Raw genomic sequence first — 17,949 nt, 5'->3', positions numbered from 1 at the left:
AACGCTGCGCCGCAATTGGCGCGCGTCCGGCGGCGGTGCCGGGTCCCCTTCCTCTTCGATTTTGCGTCTGACCAAGAGAATCAATCTTAACGTGTCTTGGGCAGTTGGCGAAGGTACGATTGCAAGGACAAGCCGTGACGCCAGATCTCGCCGAATTTCGATAGCGATTTTCGGGAATTCGGCGCTGAGCACTACCTGAATACTCGATCCCTAAAATTCACATTAACGCCCTTAGGATGCAATGAGACCCATTGCATCGTCAAAGTCATTTCAATTCAGGCCCCTGCCATGATGGCAAATTCGCCTGCTGATATTCTGGCTGAGTTGGAAAACGCGGTCGCAACGTGTCCGCTGAACCGTTGCGACCGTATTCTCCAGGGCATTTTGCAGCTGCTCACCGGCAGCCGTGACCGGTCGCAGGAATTGCTGGCCAATGTGGTCGACGGCGTCCTGCTGCGGCTGGTGGAGCGGGTCGAGGCCACGGCATTGATCCAGCTCGGCGCGGCCCTTGCCGAGCTCAAGGTGGCTCCGCCGGAGACCTTGCGGCGTCTCGCTTCCCACGACGACCCCGGCGTGGCTTGCCCCGTTCTGGTCAAATCGCAGGCCCTGTCCGCGCCCGATCTCGAAACAATCGCAATTTCAAGCAGCGAACGGCAGCAACTCGCGATCGCCACCCGCGCATTCATCGAGCCGCCATTGACCGAGACGCTCATCAGGCACGGCGGCCGCACCGTTCACCTTGCGCTGATTGGCAATGCAGGAGCAGGGTTCTCCGAGGCCGCCTACGTTGCGCTTGTCGAGAGATGCGCGAGCGATGACGAACTCACGAGGGCCCTGGCACTCCAGACCGTCCACGCCCGACCCGGTGCTGCGGAAGTTGCTCTCGGCATCGCCGCCCCCCAACGTTCGCGCGGCGCCGAAAACTCCCTCCGTCTCGCCTCCTCAAGCAGGGGCGCCGACCGCACAGAAGCTGCCCAGCGCGGCCGCCTATGCAAGCGCGCGGCCGGAGATCGTCGCGCTCAACCGCATCGGCAAACTGAACGATTCCACGGTGAACCGCTTCGCGATCCGCGGCGAGACCGCCAATTTGTTCACGGCGTTGTCGGTGCTTTCGGGGACTCCCATCGAGATCGTCGAGCACGTCATGACCGACGACGATTGCGAAGGCCTGGTCATGGCCTGTCGGGCTTCGCGGCTGAACTGGCAGACCACGGTTGCCATCCTGAGCAACCGCAGAGGGACCAGGCTTTCCTTTGCCGAGCGCGAGCGCGCGCAACACCTTTTTGAGTCACTGCTTCTGTCGACCAGCCAATGGACGGTGCGCTGGGGAGAGATTGCCGCAAACGCCAAGGAGAGCTGTCGCGGACATCGCGGCGCGAAAGTGGGGGTCAGCCGATGAAGTTCGATGGTCGAAAGGCATCTCGCGTGAAGATGGACCACCGCCAACCCGTCAACCTGATGGGCTCCGACGGCACATGGCGGCGCAGTTGCGTTCTGCTCGACGTGTCGCAAACGGGCGCGAAGGTCGAGGTCGAGGGCACGCTGGACGTGCTCCAGGCCAAGGAATTCTTCCTGGTGCTGTCGTCCACCGGACTCGCCTATCGGCGCTGCGAATTGGTCTGGATCGACGGCACCACGGCCGGCGTTCACTTCGTCACGGCGGACGGCAAGAAGAAGCCGGCGAGCGCACCGCAAGCAAAGACACAGACCACCCCAGGATAATCTAGCCGACAATTCATCCCACAATCCAGGACATCGCGAGTCAAGCCGTGCAGAACGCGCGAACCATGCTCCGCCACGCGAACCCGGCCGGCATCGGCGACAAGGAACCGGCCCGCTCGTTCGTGCACGTGCTGGCCGACAGATCCGACAAGCTGGCCGGCGTCTGCTCGATGCTCGAGGAGCGCTTCGCCGTCGCGGGCGAACGGCTGGATGCCGAAGCCAAGCTGACCCGGGTACCCTCCGCCATCGTCATCCGCGCGGACCTGCGCGATATCGATAATATCGCGGCCATCAAGAAACGGGCCCGCAATCTCGCCAAGGCGCCGAAGCGGATATTTCTCCTCGAGCACAGCTCTCACGTCGGTATCTCGCAGGCCTACGCGCTCGGGGCGACGCTCGTCCTGCCCGGCACAATCAACCGATCCAGGCTGCTGGCGGCCCTGGCCGACCCGGCGGACCCGTCTCTCGCATCGGGCGAGACGGCACAGTCCGATACTGCGGTCGAAGCCGCGGCAACCGCGATCGCTTCGATGTTTACGGCGGTCACCCTTGGTCAGCCGCTCGACGTCGATGGCACCAAGGAGGCCGGCCGCCAGATCGCCAACCGCATTGCCGAGCGAGGTCTTTCGGAATGGCTCGCGACGGTAAGGCGACACCACGAAGGAACCTACCAGCACTGCCTGCTCGTGACCGGCTTCGCCATCGACTTCGGCCTGAGCCTTGGTGTCGGTCGAGCCGATCTGGAGCGCCTCTATTCGGCAGCCATGTTCCACGACATCGGCAAGGCACAGATACCGCTCGCCATTCTCGACAAGCCGGGCCGCCTCGCTGCGGAGGAACGGGCTCTGATCGAGACCCACCCGGCCGCGGGCTACGCGTTTCTGAAGGGGCACGACAAGATTTCACCGGAAATTCTCGATGCCGTTCGCCATCATCATGAGTATCTCGACGGCAGCGGCTATCCCGATGCACTCTGCGCCGAAAGCATTGGCGACATCGTGCGGATTCTGACGATCTCGGACATCTTCGCGGCGCTGATCGAGCACCGGCATTACAAGCCGACCCTGCCGCGCGCGGAGGCCTACAACATCTTGTGCGGGATGAATGGCAAGCTGGAAAAAGCTCTGGTCCGCTCCTTCAGGGAGGTCGCGCTGACGCGGTGAGGCGACCGACCCGTCTCGCACGCTCCTAATGCGTGGCGCGATAGCTGGCGCGGCGCGGGATGGATCGGCAGGCCAGGCCATCGGCCAGCAGCTTCATGTCCTCGTGCCGGCCGCTGCGAATCAGCCGACCGAACTCTTCGGGTGTGAAAGGAAGACTTGGATCTTCATCGATCGGGCGCCGCAATCGCGGGCCGAAGAAACGCCGAACCAGGCTAGCCAGCCGCCGCATGTCAATTCCCTCGCGCCAGCAACAAACCTCTCACCGGACATATTGTTCCTCCCGCACCTTCGAGATTGCAAGAGGCCGCTTGGGGCTCCGCACCAAAAATTTCGCGAGAGAATAATCTCCTCTCGGACACGCTAGTCGGCAAAACCCACGTAGCGTACAAACTCCTGATTGTGTTCGCGGTCCGAGCGCACCGCGTTTGCGGCAAAGCCGTCGTCCGGATAGCCCATCGCGACGCATGTCATGATGACCTCGTCCTCCGGAATCTTCGCGACCTCGCGCACGATGTCCGAGCGCATGATGCCCTGCCCGTTGATCACCGAGCCGAGGCCGCGGTCCCACGCCGCGAGCACGATGCCGTAGCAGAGCGCGCCGAGATCGAAATGGCAGACCGCGCCGGGATCGAGCACGCGGTCGTAGGTCAGGACCAGCGAGACCGGCGCGTCGAACTGGCGGAAGCCGCGCAGCACCCAGTCCTGCCGCATCGGCTTGTCGTCGCGCGCGATCCCCATCGCGCCGAACAGTTTCTTGGCAATGTCGACCTGGCGCGTGCGGTGCACGCCCTGATACTCGCCGTGGCTGACGATGTCGCGCTTGACCTTGGCGCCGCCGACCATCTCCTCCATGTTGCGGCGGCGCACCTCTTCGAGCGGGCCGCCTGTGAGCACATGGACATGCCAGGGTTGAGTGTTCATCGACGACGGCGCGCGCTTGGCGCTCTCGATGATCGCCTCGATCACCGCGCGCGGTACCGGCTCCTTCTTGAAGCCACGCACGCTGCGGCGCGACTGGACCAGCGTTTCGAATTCCACCTTCAGAACCTCCCTGCCTCTTCATCCGCCGGCGCGACGACACGAGGCCGGTTGCCGATGCGGCGCGCAAAATCTATGCTGACCCGCAAGCAAGACCAAGAACCCTGGAGGAGCCGCCATGACCACGCCACTCGATCCCGTCATCGCCGAGATCATTCCGCTCATGCCGATGCGCGATCCCACGGTCATGACGCCACAGAGCGCCCGCGATTCCTTGCGCGCACTGGCTGCCTCGCGCGCCGCTATCCCGCCGCCGCCCGTCGATAGCGTCGAGGATATCAAGGTCAAAGGCGGCGCCGGCCCGCTTTCTGCGCGGGTCTACCGGGTCGGCACCACGCCGGCACCGACCGTGGTGTTCTTTCATGGCGGCGGCTGGGTGGCGGGCGACCTTGAGACCCACGACCGGCAGGCGCGCAACCTTGCGATCGAGACCGGCGCCGTCGTGATCTCCGTCGACTATCGGCGCCCGCCGGAAACGCGCTTTCCCGGCGCGTTCGAGGATGCCTATGCCGCAGTGAGTGACGTCTTCAACCGCGTCGCGGAATTTGGCGGCGACGCGCAACGCCTCGGCGTTGCCGGCGACAGCGCCGGCGGCAATCTCGCCGCGACCACCGCGATCGCCTGCCGCGATGGCGGCATCAAGCTCGCCGCGCAATTACTGGTCTATCCCGTAACCGACGTCCTCGGCGCCTACGCCGACGCGCGCGAGAATGCGCGCTATCCCTCGCGCACCGAGAACGCCGAGGGTTACTTCCTCACGCGTGCCACGATGGAATGGTTTTGCGGCCATTATCTCGCCGATCCCGGCCATGCCTCCGACTGGCGTGTCTCGCCGCTGCGCGCAACATCCCTCGCCGGTGTCGCCCCTGCGGTCGTGACCACCGCCTGGTTCGATCCCCTGCGCGACGAGGGCGCGGCCTATGCGCGGGCGCTGGAGGCGGCCGGCGTGCGGGTCAAGCACCATGAGGGTCCCGGACTGATCCACGGCTATTTCGGCATGGGCGACGCCTCGGACGCCGCGCGCGCAGAGGCGCAAGCCGCCCGGGCCGACTTCAAGGCGCTATTGATGCGTGGCGCGTAGGATGCGTCAGGCGCTCGGCGCTCGCTGCGCGCCGGTGTGGCCCCAGGTCTCGTCCCAATCCTGACCGGCGGCGTCGACGACGCGGCCGTCGGTTTCGAAGAACTTGTTCGGCACCTGGAAGATCGCGAGGATCAGGGCGCCGTTCGGACACCACGCGGCGTGCCGGCTGCCCGCCTCGCGCCAGATGAACTCACCGGCCTTGCAGGCGATGCCCTGGGCCGGGCCCTCCTTGTCGACCAGCGCCCCCTCGATCACCCAGCTCTGCTCGATACCGACGTGCTCGTGATCGGGCAGCACCGATCCCGGCGCAAACCGCATCAAGGCGGTCATCAGGCCCGTGCGCCGGTCGAACAGCAGCGTCTTGGCCTCGCAGCCCGGAAAGCGCGTGGTCTGCCATTCCATGTCTTGGGGCCGAACCAGGTGAGAATGCTGGTCGGCGGCTTCCTGGTGTTTCGGGATCACGGCGTCCATCACGATGCTCCATCCAGCTCAGCTGACCAAGCCTAGCAGGATTGCCCGCCGGGGTCAGCGAGCAGTGCAACAGGCCAGGCGACAGGGCTGTCATCCAGCTTGATTGCGCCACGATTCCCGGCTCCAATCCCTCCGCCATTTCTGGCTGACGGAGACCCTATGATGAAGCGGATTTTTCTGGCTGCGATCGTTGCCACCTTTGCAGCAGGCTCGGCCTTTGCGCAAGAAACCTGCGAGAGCAAGGCGGTCGGCAAGGACGGCAAGCCGCTGGCCGGCGCCGCCAAAACGTCGTTCCTGAAGAAATGCAAGGCCGATGCCTGCGCGCCCAAGGCCGTCAGCGCCGACGGCAAGCCGCTCGCCGGCGCCGCCAAGAACAGCTTCATGAAGAAGTGCGAGACCGGCGCGTAAGGCGCCCGACTTAAAACACCCTCGTGCCCCGGACGCAGCGCAGCGCTCTCTAGGAGATGCGAAGCATCGTCCGGGAGCGATGCGCTACGGAGCCGGGGCCTACGCTTCCCATCCGGTCCGACCGATGGGTCCCGGCTCTGCGGCGCGTCACTGCATGCCGCACCGCGTCCGGGACACGAGACTCGGCTCAATGCCAACCCGTCACGTGTCAACTCGCCTGAACCGATAATCGAACGCATCGCCCAGCGGCCTGATCCATCCCGCCGTCGGTGCCGGAAAATGCACCGGCAGGATCAGCGTATCGGTGTCGGCAACGGAGGCGAAAAACTTGCGTCGCGACAGCGCCGACTGCTTTGGATCCCAATCCGGCCGCGCCGACCAATCCGGCTCGCGGCACTGGATCTGGTGATGCATGAGGTCGCCCGCGACCACGGCGCGGTGCCCTTTCGACAGAATGTTCACGCAGCAATGGCAGGGCGAATGCCCCGGCGTCGGCGTCAGCGTCACGGTGTCGTCGAGCGCGTAGTCATCGTCGACGAGCAGCGCCTGCCCGGCCTCGACGATCGGCAGGCAATTGTCGCGGAAGACCGTGCCCGGCGGATTATTGCCCTTGGCATGCTCGGCCTCCCAGGCCGCGTATTCCCCCTTGTGGAAGACGTACTTGGCGTTCGGAAAGGTCGGCACCCAGCGGCCGTCGCGCAAGGTCGTGTTCCAGCCGGTGTGGTCGATATGCAAATGCGTGCAGAACACGTAGTCGATCTGCTCGAAGGAGATACCGAGCGCGAGCAATTCGTTGCGCCAGCGCTCCTTGCCGGGAAAATCGAACGGCGGCGGATGACCCTTGTCCTCGCCGGTGCAGGTGTCGACCAGAATGGTGTAGCGCGGCGTCCGCACCACAAAGGTCTGATAGGTGATCACCATCATGCCGCGCGCGGCGTCGAACACCTCCGGCTCCATCGTCGGCAGATGGCGCTTGAACACGCCCTCGTCATAGGCCGGGAAGAAATCCTGCGGCCGCCGCCACGGCCCCTCCCGCTCGATCACCGCATCGATGGTGATGTCCCCGATCCTGAGTTGCTTCATCGCTGTTTCGCTCCCCTTTTTTGAGCGAAGCGTAGCGGCCGGCATGGGACCATTCAAGCCATGCAACGCGCACCGCGCTCATGCGCGACGATTGCCGCAAATCAACCTCAAACTCGGTCGACGGTGATCGCGAAATTGGAAAGATCGCGTGGGAAGAAAACTCAAGTTCGCCGCGCTGGCCCTGATTGCCGTCGCGGCTGGCGTCTATGTCAACAACACCAGTCTTCTGACGCCGCATCCCGGCGGCAAGCCGGTCCTGCTCGCCCATCGCGGTATGGCGCAACGCTTCGATGAGCGCGGCGTGAAGAGCGATACCTGCACCGCCACACGGATGTTGCCGCCGACGCACGATTATCTGGAGAACACCCTGCCCTCGATGCGCGCGAGCTTCGAGGCCGGCGCCGACGTGGTCGAGCTCGACGTGCATCCGACTACCGAGGGCCAGTTCGCCGTATTCCACGACTGGACGATCGACTGCCGCACCGACGGCCGGGGTGTCACACGCGAGCAGAGCATGGCGAAGCTGAAAATGCTCGACATCGGCTACGGTTACACCGCCGACGGCGGCAAGACATTCCCATTTCGCGGCAAGGGGATCGGGATGATGCCGACGCTGTCGGAGGTGTTTGCCACCTTCCCCGACAAGGGACTTCTTATCAATGTGAAGAGCCGTGACGGGAGCGAAGGCGAGACTCGCCGCGGCGCTGAACGCGTTGCCGGCCGAGCGACGGCGGACCATCATGGTCTATGGCGGTGATGAGCCGATCGACATGATCCGTCGCCTGACCCCTGATGTCCGCACCATTTCGCGCGCGGCGATCCGAAGCTGCCTGATCCGCTATATCGCCTATGGCTGGACCGGTCTCGTCCCGCCGGCCTGCCGCAACGCGATGGTGCTGGTCCCTGTCAACGTCGCGCCCTGGCTATGGGGCTGGCCCAACCGCTTCCTCAATCGGATGACCGATGCTGGCAGCGCGGTCTTCGTGCTCGGCCCCTACAGCGGCGGCGAATTCTCCACCGGGATCGATACGCCCGAATTGTTCGCCCGGCTCCCGCAAGGCTATTCCGGCGGTATCTGGACCAACGAGATCGAGACCGTCGCCAGGATCGCGGGCAAGAGCAAAGACTAGCTCCGCAAGCCCGGCGCCTCCTGCCCGGTGCGCGCGACGTACTCCGTGTAGCCGCCGCCGAACTGGTGGATGCCCTCCGGCGTCAGCTCCAGCACGCGGTTCGACAGGACGCTGAGGAAATGCCGGTCGTGCGAGACGAACAGCATGGTGCCCTCGAAATCCGATAGCGCATTGATCAGCATCTCCTTGGTGGCGAGGTCGAGATGGTTGGTCGGCTCGTCCAGCACCAGGAAGTTTGGCGGATCGAACAGCATCTTGGCCATGACGAGGCGCGCCTTCTCGCCACCCGACAGCACCCGGCAGCGCTTCTCGACGTCGTCGCCGGAGAAGCCGAAGCAGCCGGCAAGCGCGCGCAAGGAGCCCTGCCCGGCAGTCGGAAACGCATCTTCCAGCGACTGGAACACGGTGCGCTCGCCGTCGAGCAGATCCATGGCATGCTGGGCGAAATAGCCCATCTTGACGCTGCCACCCAGTGCCACCGTGCCCTGGTCGGGCTCGCTCGCGCCCGCGACCAGCTTGAGCAGCGTCGACTTGCCGGCGCCGTTGACGCCCATTACGCACCAGCGCTCCTTGCGGCGGATCATGAAATCGAAGCCGTCGTAGATGCGCTTTGAGCCGTAGCCCTTGTGCACGCTCTTGAGCGCGACGACGTCCTCGCCCGAGCGCGGCGCCGGCGGGAAGTCGAACGCCACGCTCTGGCGGCGCCGCGGCGGCTCGACCCGCTCGATCTTGTCGAGCTTCTTCACCCGGCTCTGCACCTGCGCCGCGTGCGAAGCACGCGCCTTGAAGCGCTCGATGAACTTGATCTCCTTGGCGAGCATTGCCTGCTGGCGCTCGAACTGCGCCTGCTGCTGCTTCTCGTTCAGGGCGCGCTGCTGCTCGTAGAACTCGTAGTCGCCGGTGTAGGTGGTGAGCGAGCCTGAATCGATCTCGATCACCTTCGAGATCACGCGATTGATGAACTCGCGGTCGTGCGAGGTCATCAGCAGCGCGCCTTCGTAATCGTGCAGGAATTTTTCCAGCCAGATCAGGCTTTCGAGGTCGAGATGGTTGCTCGGCTCGTCGAGCAGCATGACGTCGGGACGCATCAGAAGGATGCGCGCCAGCGCCACGCGCATCTTCCAGCCGCCGGAGAGCTTTCCGACGTCGCCGTCCATCATCTCCTGGCTGAAACCGAGGCCCGCCAGCGCCTCGCGCGCGCGGCCGTCGAGCGCATAGCCGTCGAGCTCCTCGAAGCGGTGCTGCACCTCACCGTAGCGGGCGATGATCTCGTCCATCTGGTCGGCCTTGTCAGGATCGGCCATCGCGGTCTCGAGCGCGCGCAGCTCGGCGGCGACCTCGCTGACGGGACCCGCGCCGTCCATCACCTCGGCCACGGCGCTGCGGCCGGACATCTCGCCGACGTCCTGGTTGAAATAGCCGATGGTGATGCCGCGATCGATCGAGACCTGTCCCTCGTCGGGCAGGTCCTGGCCGGCGATCATCCGGAACAGCGTGCTCTTGCCGGCGCCGTTAGGGCCGACGAGCCCGATCTTCTCGCCCTTGTTGAGGGCAGCGGAGGCTTCGATGAACAGGATCTGGTGGCCGGCTTGCTTGCTGACGTTGTCGAGGCGGATCATGAGTGTCTTTTGGGGGGATTTTTGCGTTGCAGCGTCATAGGGCATGCGGGGCGCGAGGGGAAGCCCGGCGGGACCCGGATTCCGTGCTCCGCCGCCTGCCTACTCCGTCGTTTCACCCCGGATCCCAGGCTATTCCACAGTGTATCTCGCGGTTAGAGAATGACCGTGCAGGCTTGCGGAAAACACCACGATCGCCTTTGGCGATAGCTCGGCCTGCAGCCTCCCCGTCATCATGTTGGGATTGGCCGGCGCAAGTGGAACCGTGACGGTCTTGCCGCCGTCCTGAATCGTTGCGCGCCCCCGCATCTCCTTGGTCGAAAGCGGGGAACCATCGTCGTCCCCCACGTAAAAGACGATATCCGTGCCCTTGCGGACAAACTCGATGGGGTGTCCCTGCGATTTGACAACGGGACCGCCGTTGCTGCCTTTGGTCTGCGCCGAGGCAAGACTCGGGACAGCGGCGATCACAGCGATCACGGCAAGGAAAGCGTAGTTTCTCATCGGTAGCTCCTCGGGGCTTGTGCGGAGTTCAATAGGCTTCCGCGGGGGTGGGGGCCGCGGCATATCCAGCTGCTAGCCGCGCCAACGGCTGCTCGCCGAACATCAAGAACAGAATTGGGGTCACGACGGTGTCGAGGATCGTGGCGCTGAGCAGACCGCCGAAGATCGTCACGGCCACGGGGTGCAGGATCTCCCTGCCCGGTTGGTCCGCGTCGATCAAGAGCGGCGTCAGGGCGAGGCCGGCGCAAAGCGCCGTCATCAGAACGGGGCTGAGGCGCTCCATGCTGCCACGAACGACAAGCCCGGTCCCGAAACGCTCGCCCTCATGAATGGCGAGATTGATGTAATGCGAGATCTTCAGGATCCCATTGCGCGCCGAAATGCCGGCAAGCGTGATGAAGCCGATCATCGAGGCAACTGACAAGGGTTGGCCGGAGATCTTCAGCGCCGCCACGCTGCCGATCAGGGCGAGCGGGATGCCGCCCATAACGATTAGCGACAGCACGGCTGATCGGTAGCGACTGTAGAGCACGATGAAGATCAGCGTCAGGGACGCCAGCGACAGAATGCCGATGCGCCACGAGGCTTCCTGCTGGGCCTGAAATGCGCCTTCGAGATTGGTGGTGTAGCCTTGCGGAAACTCGACTTCCCGAACCGCCCTCTGAATGTCCGCAGCGATATCGGCGATGTCGCGGCGCCCATCGCCGTTGCCGTAGACGACGATCCTGCGCTGGGTCCCCTCCCGCTGAATCTGGTTCGGCCCATCCGTCTCGACGACTTCGGCCAGAGCGCTCAGCGGAACGAATTCCAGGCCGGTCGGAATCAGCAGGTTCTGCAGCCCCGTCGTCGAACGGTCTTGCTCCGACAGGCGCATGACGACGTCGAAGCGGCGATTGCCATCGACGATCTGGGACACCTTCCGGCCATTGGACAGGGCGTCCAGTGCCTGGGTGATCGCCGCCGGCGTCAGGCCATGAAGTGCGGCGCGGGCATGGTCGACCTGAACCCGCACCTGAGGGATAAGCACCTGCTTTTCGACCTGGAGATCCACCAGACCGGGGACCGTCGCCAGACGACGGCGCACCGTTTCGGACAGGCGGCGCAGCACCTCGATGTCCTGTCCAAAGATCTTGAGCACGATCTGGGCACGAATACCCGACTGCAGATGATCCAGGCGGTGGCTAATCGGCTGTCCGATGGCGACGGAGGCCGGCAGTGCGGACAGGGCTTCCCTGATGCTCGCATAGATATCCGCCTTTTGCCGCCGGGACGGAACGAGATCGACATCGATCTCGCTGAAGTGCACGCCTTCAGCGTGCTCATCGAGCTCGGCGCGGCCGGTGCGGCGCCCGACCGATTTCACCTCGGGCACCTTTGCCAGCAACCGTTCCGCCAGGAGTCCAAGTCGGTTCGACTCCGCGAGCGAAATGCCCGGATTGTACTGCAGCGACAGCACCAGCGTCCCTTCATTGAAGGGGGAAGAAAGCTGCGGGGCATCTGGCTCGCGGCGTAGACTGCCACCACGACCGCCGCCGCGACCGAGCCCAGCACGAGGCCGCGCTGCTCGAACGCCCATCCCAGCACCCGCCGATTGGCTCGCTTCAGCTTGGTGACGACAAAGCTTTCGCGATCACCTGAATGGGTCCGCCCCGAAAGCAGATAGTACGAAAGAACCGGCGTCACCGTGATCGACGTCAGAAGCGACGCGAGGATCGAAACCACGTAAGCCACGCCGAGCGGCGTGAACAGCCGCCCTTCGATACCGGGAAGGGCGAACAGCGGCACGAAGACGAGAACGATGATCATGGTTGCATAGACGATACTGGAACGAACCTCCTGGCTCGCTCCAGAGATGACGTCCAGCACAGGACGCGGCGTGCTCGACGCGGCGTTCTCCCGCAGGCGCCGCAGGATGTTTTCCACATCCACCACGGCATCGTCGACCAGCTCGCCGATGGCGATGGCAAGGCCGCCCAGCGTCATCGTGTTGATCGTGAGGCCGAAGGCGCGGAACACCAGGATTGTCACCAGGATCGAGATTGGAATGGCCGTCAGCGAAACGAACGCGGCCCGTGCGTTCATCAGAAACACCAAAAGAACCACGGCGACGACGATGGCGGCCTCGGCCAGAACGTGCTCGACATTGCTTATCGACGTCTCGATGAACGTGGCCTGACGGAACTGCACGTGAGTGACGCTGACCCCACTGGACATGGTGCGCTGCAGTTCCGCGAGGGTGGCTTCGATATTGCGCGTCAAAGCCACGGTATCCGCGGCCGGCTGCTTCATGACACTGATGATGACGGCGGGCTTGCCGTTGTATCCGGCGTCGCCCCGCTTGGTCCGCGCCGCAAAATCGACGGACGCGACCTGCTTCAGCAGGATCGGCTGCTGGTCGCGCGTGGCAACGACGGTGTTGCCGAGGTCCTCGATCCTCCTGGTCAGCCCGACGTTGCGGATCAGATATTCGCGGCCGTGCTGATCGACAAAGCCGCCGCCGCTATTGGTGCCGAACCTCGCGACCGCCTGCTCGATCTGGTCGTGGGTGATGCCGAGCGCCTGCATGGTCGCAACATTCGGCGTCACGCGATACTGGCGAACCTCACCGCCGATGGGGATCACCTGCGCGACACCGGAAATGGCGAGAAGCTGCGGCCTGACGACGAAGTCGGCAATCTCACGCACGTCCATGGGCGAAGCCGTTCCATCGCTGGTCAACGCGATCAGCATGATCTCGCCCATGATCGACGTCACCGGCCCCATCTGGGGATTGACGGAAGCGGGCAATTGTTCGCGGATCAGCGCCAGCCGCTCGGAGACGAATTGTCGGGCGCGGTAGACGTCGATACCCCAGTCGAATTCGACGTAGACGACCGACAGGCCAACGCCCGAGACCGAGCGTACCCGGATCACGCCGGGCATGCCGTTCATTGACGTCTCGATCGGAAACGTCACCAGCTGTTCGACCTCCTGGGGCGCCAGTCCCTCGGCCTCGGTCAGGATGTTGACGGTCGGACGGTTGATATCCGGCAGGACGTCCACGGAAACGCTCGGCAGGACGAACAGGCCGTAGCCAACCAGCACGGCGGCGACCGCCAGCACGAACAGGCGATTGCGCAAACTTGTTTGCACGATGAGCTGGAACATGAGCGGTCTACCGGATCTGGTTGATGAGGTCGGTGCCGCGCACGACGATGCGCTCGCCGTCGTTGATGCCGGCCGCCACAATCACGCGGCCCGCATCCACCGGCAGCACGCGAACGGGTTTCGGCTCGAAGCGCTCCGGGTCCGGAGTGCAGCCAGACGATACTCTCGCCATTGCCGCTCCGAACGACCGCATTGCGCGGAAAGATCAGGCCGGTTACAGGCGCGCCGGTCTGGACCATCACATTGAGCGGCTGGCCGATATTGAGGCCCGCCGGCGGCTCCGGCACCGCGAACTGGATGACGGATGCATGCTGGCGCAGGGCCCGGCTGGTTCCGACGAAGGTCAGCGCCATCTGCTCCCCGTTCGGGGCCATCGCCGTAGCGGCTTCGGGCTGCTTCAAACCGATATCGTCATAGGCCAATGCCTCGACCCAAAGGCTGCTCGGGTCCGCGATCTGAAACAGGACGTCTTGCGGCTGAATGACCTGACCCGGCACGACCTTGGCGGACGTGATGATGCCGTCGGTCGATGCCCGCAGCTCCTCGAAGCCGGTGCGAGAATTTCGGACGGTTTCGCGGCGCGCCCGCAGACCCTCCAATTCACTTTCGAGGTCGTTGACCTGTCCTTGCGGCACCGCGCCGCGTTCGGCCAACGGCCTCAGCCGCCGCAGCTTGTTTTCCGTGACGGCCAGCAGCTGTTCGATCTCACCCACTTTCTCGAGGATCGTCGTGCGGTCGGCGACCGGCAGGTGCGGCTCGATCTGAATGAGCAGATCGCCCTTGCGAACGGTTTGTCCTATGCGGGGTATGTCGCCATTGCTTGGAACCACGCGACCCCCGTAGACGCTCTGCACAATGCTGCTGCGGTTGGGGTCGGCCATGACGCGGCCGATCAGCGTGACCGCGGGATGAATGGTCTGCGGCTCGGCTGCCGCGGTCCGTACATCGAGTAACCGCTGCGACGGCTTGGCCGCGAAGACGGTGCCGTCTTGCAGGCGCCGCGGGGCATCACCCAGTGCGGGAGCGTCCGGCGGATTTGGCGGCATCACGTTCGTCCGGCCTTCGCCGAACATAATGGCGGCGAGGATGATGAGCGCCGCTGCCGCCGCCGCGCCAATGGAGGCGGCCATGCTGCGGCTACGTCGCCTCCACGAGGCGACGAGAAGGCCGAGGCTCAAAGCAGCCAGCGCGGAGGCAGCGATGGCAGTTCGGCTTGAGACAAGCCAGCCCTGCGTGCGCTTCTGTTCTGAAAGCCGGGCGTCGCCCGCAGGCGTCGGGATGAACGAGTCGACCAGCAGATCATTCCCCTTGCCGGCGCCGATGGAGAAGATGACCTCAACCGATCCGGGCGGCAGGCCGTTCGGAATCGCGGCGGTGTAGACTCCGTCCCGGCTTGGAGCCTCGATCGGGGCGGAATCGCCGATCGTGACCTGCAAGGTAGCGTCCGAAACCGGCTCGTTCGTGACCGCGTCGTCGATGAAGACGGAGAGCTTGCTATCCTTCAGGATGCCGACGATCTCATAAAGCTCGGAGCGCGCGGCAACCCTTGGATAGGTTGAGGACAGAACGGTCGGCTTGTCGGCATCGCCGTGATCGTGGCCTTCATGGGCAAGGGTTCCGGACAGACCAAAGATCAGGCTCGCCAGCCAGACGCATCCGGCCAGCTCAAAGATCGCGAGCCGCCCTTTCGGGCAGCGCAGATTCATGAACATGGAAAATTCCTTCAGACGTGCGAAAGGGCGGCGGCCTGAGGGCCGCCTGAACTACGCGATGCTGAAGGTACTTGGTGGCCGGATCAGTGCCGCGGGGCTCACCCCGACAATGGCTCGCGCAAAAGGAAATTCGACAGCGCCGAGCACTTCAAAGGAACTGGGCAGGTGAACGAACTGCGGTGAAGCGATCGCGGTGCCAAACATGTCCCAAAGCACGCTTGGAGCACCCTCGTCGCCGTGATCGGGCCCGTCATGGACGTGGCCTTCGGAGTCGTCGCCATCGTGGGAATGCACGTGGCCTGCCAGCTGATCGTGGAAATGCAGGGAGCCGCTGAGCGTGACGGAAGGCATCGGCATGGCACCGGCGGCCGCCGCCACCTGCGAGACCGAGATCAGGCACGCCTGAAGGACAAACGCCCCGATCGCCACGAACATGGCCGTTCTGGCGAATTGACGAAGGCATTGGACAAGACTGCGCTGCACGGCCAAGAACTAGGTCATTGCGGCTGCAATTTCAATGACGTCCGCAGAAGGATCGAACGAGACCGGCTCCGTAAGCCATCGCCCCTCGAGCGCCGGGCCGCTGCGGATGCTCGTTATTTCCTAAGGATGCCGGTATCGGTCTTTCCAAGCTGCTGGATGGCAGCATTCGCGGCTGGCGTGTTGTAAGTCGGTCGAGATCCACCGCCGTCCTGACCAGAAGGCGTGACGCCAAGTCGCTCACCTGTCGTTCCCTTGTTCTTTGCATTGGACGTGTTGGGGCCCGGAGAACCGCCAGTTCCGCTCAGCGTGGTCCCATTCGAGAGCGTCGAACCGCCGGGACCGCCCGAGCCGGCTCCACTCGTGCCGCCGCCGGATGAAGCACCGCCTGAAGCGCCCCCCGAGCTTTGCGCCATGGCGAATGAAATACTGCCCAGCAGAATCGTCGCCGCGATAGCAAGAAGGTTCATGTCCGTCCCTCCATTCACCAGCGACCTCTCAGGTCGCTGCAGGTTTCCCTGGGGCCAATCGCGCCAGCTCACCGCTCCTAACGCCGACGAGCGATCCATGCTCCGGCGAGAAAAGCCACGAGCAGCGATCGTAACGGCGCCCTCGCCGCCACCTCGCGCAGCTGGTCGGCCCATCGCGTCGCGGACTCCAGCGAAGGCGAGTTGAGCTGCGACCCGACAGCGCCCGCTTTCTCTCTGGAACCCGATCGCTGGCTTGTGGTCTGGTTCGGGCGGTCCTGCTGGTCCGTAAGTCCGGAGGCCTCTGTCATCGCCTCTGCTTCCTTGATGTCCATGCGCGAACTCCAGTCCTGCCGCGGTTGCGAAACAACATCTTGATCTCAGGTGCTATGGCGCCAGCGTTCATGCGAACTATATGGTTGGCCACAAGCCCCGCCGTATCACTCCCTTGAAGAAGCCCTTGCTCATCCTTCTGTTCCTCGTCTTGGCACCGCTTGCCGCCTCAGCGGTGAGATATCTCTGGCTGGGCGATGGCCGCGAGAATTGGCAAACGGCCGATCGGTCGAGCGCTGGCCTTTGCCGGCCGCTGCCGCCCATTCCGAAGCCGTCATACGGGTGTTCGGCGCGAGAACGGTGAGATGGCGCAGCATCTTCGCGGTTCACACCTGGATCGTCGTCAAAGAGAAGAATGCGCCGGCCTACACGCGATACGACTACACGGCGTGGGGCGAGCCGATCCGCGCCAACGGCTTTGCTCCGGACGGTCGATGGTTCGGCGCAGCGCCCGAAACCATTGTGGCTGTCGATGGCGCGCGCGCGGAGGCGCTGATCCCCAAGATCCGGCATGTGATCGAAAACTATAAGTTTCGATCCTATGGCGATTACAGCGTCTGGCCTGGTCCCAATTCGAACACCTTCGTGCAGGCCGCGCTCGACGCCGTCCCCGAGCTTCGCGCCGTCCTGCCGCCGACCGCGATCGGCAAGGACTTCCCGTACACCGGCAGATGGTTCGGCGTAACGGCGTCCGGCACGGGCATCTATGCCTCGCTGGCCGGATATCTCGGCTTCTCGATCGGTTGGGTCGAAGGTCTGGAGATCAATTTCTTCGGCGCCGTGCTCGGCTTCGACGTTCGGCGTCCGGCGCTCAAGCTACCCGGCCTCGGCCGCTTTGGGGTAACGCCGGGCTAAGAGTCTCCTGTTGTTACGGGTGTCGACAAAGCTGACCGGTTCCAAGCGCTTGCTCATCACGCTGGGCAGAGAAGCTACACCGGTACGGTCGCTTTGGTCCTACCGCTGGAGGCCCGAAGGGCCGCGGCGGCGCTTTCGGCCACGTGTCCGAAATCGCCTCTCAGCGCCATGAGGGCTCGGCGTTCCTCCTCGATTTCGTAGGACGTGCGAAAGCCAAGCTTTCTCCAGAACCGGGACCGGCGGGCACCAGCCTTGGATCGCGTGTTGAAAAAGAAAGCTCGTGACCAACGCCGGGAGGGCGAGCCAGCGCCGGCTGTTGGTGGCGGCCAACGCCACGCCGGCGAAGGCGATCACCGCAGCATTTGCTTCGATCGCCCTCTCGATATCCCACTCCTCATCGATTTCACGCATGCGGTCGGCGATCTGGTCGCGGTGTTCGGCGAAATAGGCCACGTTGGCGCGCATCGCGCGCCTGATGCGCCGGTTGTCGCTGTCGGAAGTGTGGAGAGGCACCCTGTTTCGCGTCGTCGTCATGAAAACCTCCACGCGCTGGCTCGACTACGCGTCGGGTTCTGGTTTGTTCCTAAGCTGCATGGCCATCGGCTCGGTCCGCGATCGCCTGACACGGGTTGCCGGGGAGACTTGCTCCTTGCCAACATCTGTCCGGGCCCAAGCTGCGACTTGGCGCCCGAAACCTGCATCAGCCCAGGGACGACCAGCATTTCGCGTCGCTATTCGC

15 protein-coding genes and 4 pseudogenes are annotated in these 17,949 nt (G+C 64.2%); 7 read left to right on the top strand and 12 right to left on the bottom strand.

What is annotated here, in order from left to right; all coding sequences use genetic code 11:
• The first annotated feature begins 288 nt into the window (after positions 1 to 288).
• From ACETMP_RS04960 to ACETMP_RS04950, 3 genes and pseudogenes are all read left to right on the top strand, one after another.
• Positions 289 to 1,399: pseudogene (locus tag ACETMP_RS04960) on the top strand (DUF2336 domain-containing protein).
• A complete protein-coding gene (locus tag ACETMP_RS04955) occupies positions 1,396 to 1,722 on the top strand; it encodes a PilZ domain-containing protein (protein ID WP_375160097.1) in 327 nt (108 codons plus the stop codon). The pseudogene ACETMP_RS04960 and the gene ACETMP_RS04955 overlap by 4 nt, the downstream one beginning before the upstream one ends.
• Positions 1,723 to 1,769: 47 nt before the next feature.
• Complete coding sequence (locus ACETMP_RS04950; protein ID WP_375160096.1) at positions 1,770 to 2,885, top strand: HD-GYP domain-containing protein; 1,116 nt, start codon at positions 1,770 to 1,772, stop codon at positions 2,883 to 2,885.
• A 25-nt stretch (positions 2,886 to 2,910) separates the two neighbouring features.
• Here the strand turns inward: ACETMP_RS04950 and ACETMP_RS04945 are convergent, their stop codons facing one another.
• A complete protein-coding gene (locus ACETMP_RS04945; RefSeq protein ID WP_080672188.1) occupies positions 2,911 to 3,114 on the bottom strand; it encodes a hypothetical protein in 204 nt (67 codons plus the stop codon).
• Positions 3,115 to 3,245: 131 nt separating this feature from the next.
• Entirely contained in the window at positions 3,246 to 3,923 is a 678-nt protein-coding gene (locus ACETMP_RS04940) for a nitroreductase (protein WP_375160095.1), read from the bottom strand.
• A gap of 118 nt (positions 3,924 to 4,041) precedes the next feature.
• Between ACETMP_RS04940 and ACETMP_RS04935 the strand changes: the two genes are divergently transcribed.
• Positions 4,042 to 5,004 (top strand): alpha/beta hydrolase, encoded by a 963-nt coding sequence (locus tag ACETMP_RS04935; protein ID WP_375160094.1) that lies wholly within the window; start codon positions 4,042 to 4,044, stop codon positions 5,002 to 5,004.
• Between the two features lie 6 nt (positions 5,005 to 5,010).
• On the opposite strand, the gene ACETMP_RS04930 is transcribed toward ACETMP_RS04935, so the two are convergent.
• Positions 5,011 to 5,475, bottom strand: a complete 465-nt coding sequence (locus ACETMP_RS04930; RefSeq protein WP_375160093.1) for a cupin domain-containing protein — start codon at positions 5,473 to 5,475, stop codon at positions 5,011 to 5,013.
• Positions 5,476 to 5,634: 159 nt separating this feature from the next.
• Here ACETMP_RS04930 and ACETMP_RS04925 point away from each other — a divergent pair, with 159 nt between their 5' ends.
• Positions 5,635 to 5,883, top strand: coding sequence for a hypothetical protein (locus tag ACETMP_RS04925; protein ID WP_049820148.1), 249 nt, complete (start codon positions 5,635 to 5,637; stop codon positions 5,881 to 5,883).
• Positions 5,884 to 6,084: 201 nt separating this feature from the next.
• Here ACETMP_RS04925 and ACETMP_RS04920 read toward each other — a convergent pair whose 3' ends face one another.
• Positions 6,085 to 6,966, bottom strand: coding sequence for an MBL fold metallo-hydrolase (locus ACETMP_RS04920; protein ID WP_375160092.1), 882 nt, complete (start codon positions 6,964 to 6,966; stop codon positions 6,085 to 6,087).
• 148 nt (positions 6,967 to 7,114) lie between these two features.
• On the opposite strand from ACETMP_RS04920, the pseudogene ACETMP_RS04915 reads away from it, so the two are divergent.
• Positions 7,115 to 8,096: pseudogene (locus ACETMP_RS04915) on the top strand (glycerophosphodiester phosphodiesterase family protein).
• Here ACETMP_RS04915 and ACETMP_RS04910 read toward each other — a convergent pair.
• From ACETMP_RS04910 to ACETMP_RS04880, 7 genes and pseudogenes are all read right to left on the bottom strand, one after another.
• Positions 8,093 to 9,715, bottom strand: a complete 1,623-nt coding sequence (locus ACETMP_RS04910) for an ABC-F family ATP-binding cassette domain-containing protein (protein WP_375160091.1) — start codon at positions 9,713 to 9,715, stop codon at positions 8,093 to 8,095. The pseudogene ACETMP_RS04915 and the gene ACETMP_RS04910 sit on opposite strands and share 4 nt — an antisense overlap.
• A gap of 129 nt (positions 9,716 to 9,844) precedes the next feature.
• Positions 9,845 to 10,216, bottom strand: coding sequence for a hypothetical protein (locus tag ACETMP_RS04905; RefSeq protein WP_375160090.1), 372 nt, complete (start codon positions 10,214 to 10,216; stop codon positions 9,845 to 9,847).
• Positions 10,217 to 10,244: 28 nt separating this feature from the next.
• Positions 10,245 to 13,318 (bottom strand): annotated as a pseudogene (locus ACETMP_RS04900) (efflux RND transporter permease subunit).
• Positions 13,213 to 15,075, bottom strand: coding sequence for an efflux RND transporter periplasmic adaptor subunit (locus ACETMP_RS04895; protein ID WP_375160089.1), 1,863 nt, complete (start codon positions 15,073 to 15,075; stop codon positions 13,213 to 13,215). The pseudogene ACETMP_RS04900 and the gene ACETMP_RS04895 overlap by 106 nt, the downstream one beginning before the upstream one ends.
• A 51-nt stretch (positions 15,076 to 15,126) precedes the next feature.
• Positions 15,127 to 15,510 carry a hypothetical protein gene (locus tag ACETMP_RS04890; protein ID WP_375160088.1) on the bottom strand — a complete coding sequence of 128 codons (384 nt, stop codon included), beginning with the start codon at positions 15,508 to 15,510 and terminating at the stop codon, positions 15,127 to 15,129.
• 161 nt (positions 15,511 to 15,671) lie between these two features.
• Positions 15,672 to 16,025, bottom strand: a complete 354-nt coding sequence (locus tag ACETMP_RS04885; protein ID WP_375160087.1) for a hypothetical protein — start codon at positions 16,023 to 16,025, stop codon at positions 15,672 to 15,674.
• Between the two features lie 77 nt (positions 16,026 to 16,102).
• The gene (locus tag ACETMP_RS04880; RefSeq protein WP_375160086.1) at positions 16,103 to 16,357 is read right to left on the bottom strand and encodes a hypothetical protein; all 255 of its coding nucleotides are present in this window, start codon (positions 16,355 to 16,357) and stop codon (positions 16,103 to 16,105) included.
• A gap of 80 nt (positions 16,358 to 16,437) precedes the next feature.
• Here ACETMP_RS04880 and ACETMP_RS04875 point away from each other — a divergent pair.
• Positions 16,438 to 17,210 (top strand): annotated as a pseudogene (locus ACETMP_RS04875) (DUF3750 domain-containing protein).
• A 99-nt stretch (positions 17,211 to 17,309) separates the two neighbouring features.
• On the opposite strand, the gene ACETMP_RS04870 reads toward ACETMP_RS04875, so the two are convergent.
• Positions 17,310 to 17,744: a hypothetical protein gene (locus ACETMP_RS04870; RefSeq protein WP_375160085.1), complete on the bottom strand. Its 435-nt coding sequence runs from the start codon at positions 17,742 to 17,744 to the stop codon at positions 17,310 to 17,312.
• Positions 17,745 to 17,949: the final 205 nt, after the last annotated feature.

Source organism: Bradyrhizobium dasycarpum, assembly GCF_042019905.1.
GTDB lineage: Bacteria > Pseudomonadota > Alphaproteobacteria > Rhizobiales > Xanthobacteraceae > Bradyrhizobium > Bradyrhizobium japonicum_B.
Note: the sequence above shows the minus strand (reverse complement) of the source record. Positions and strands in the feature narration are given on the sequence as shown.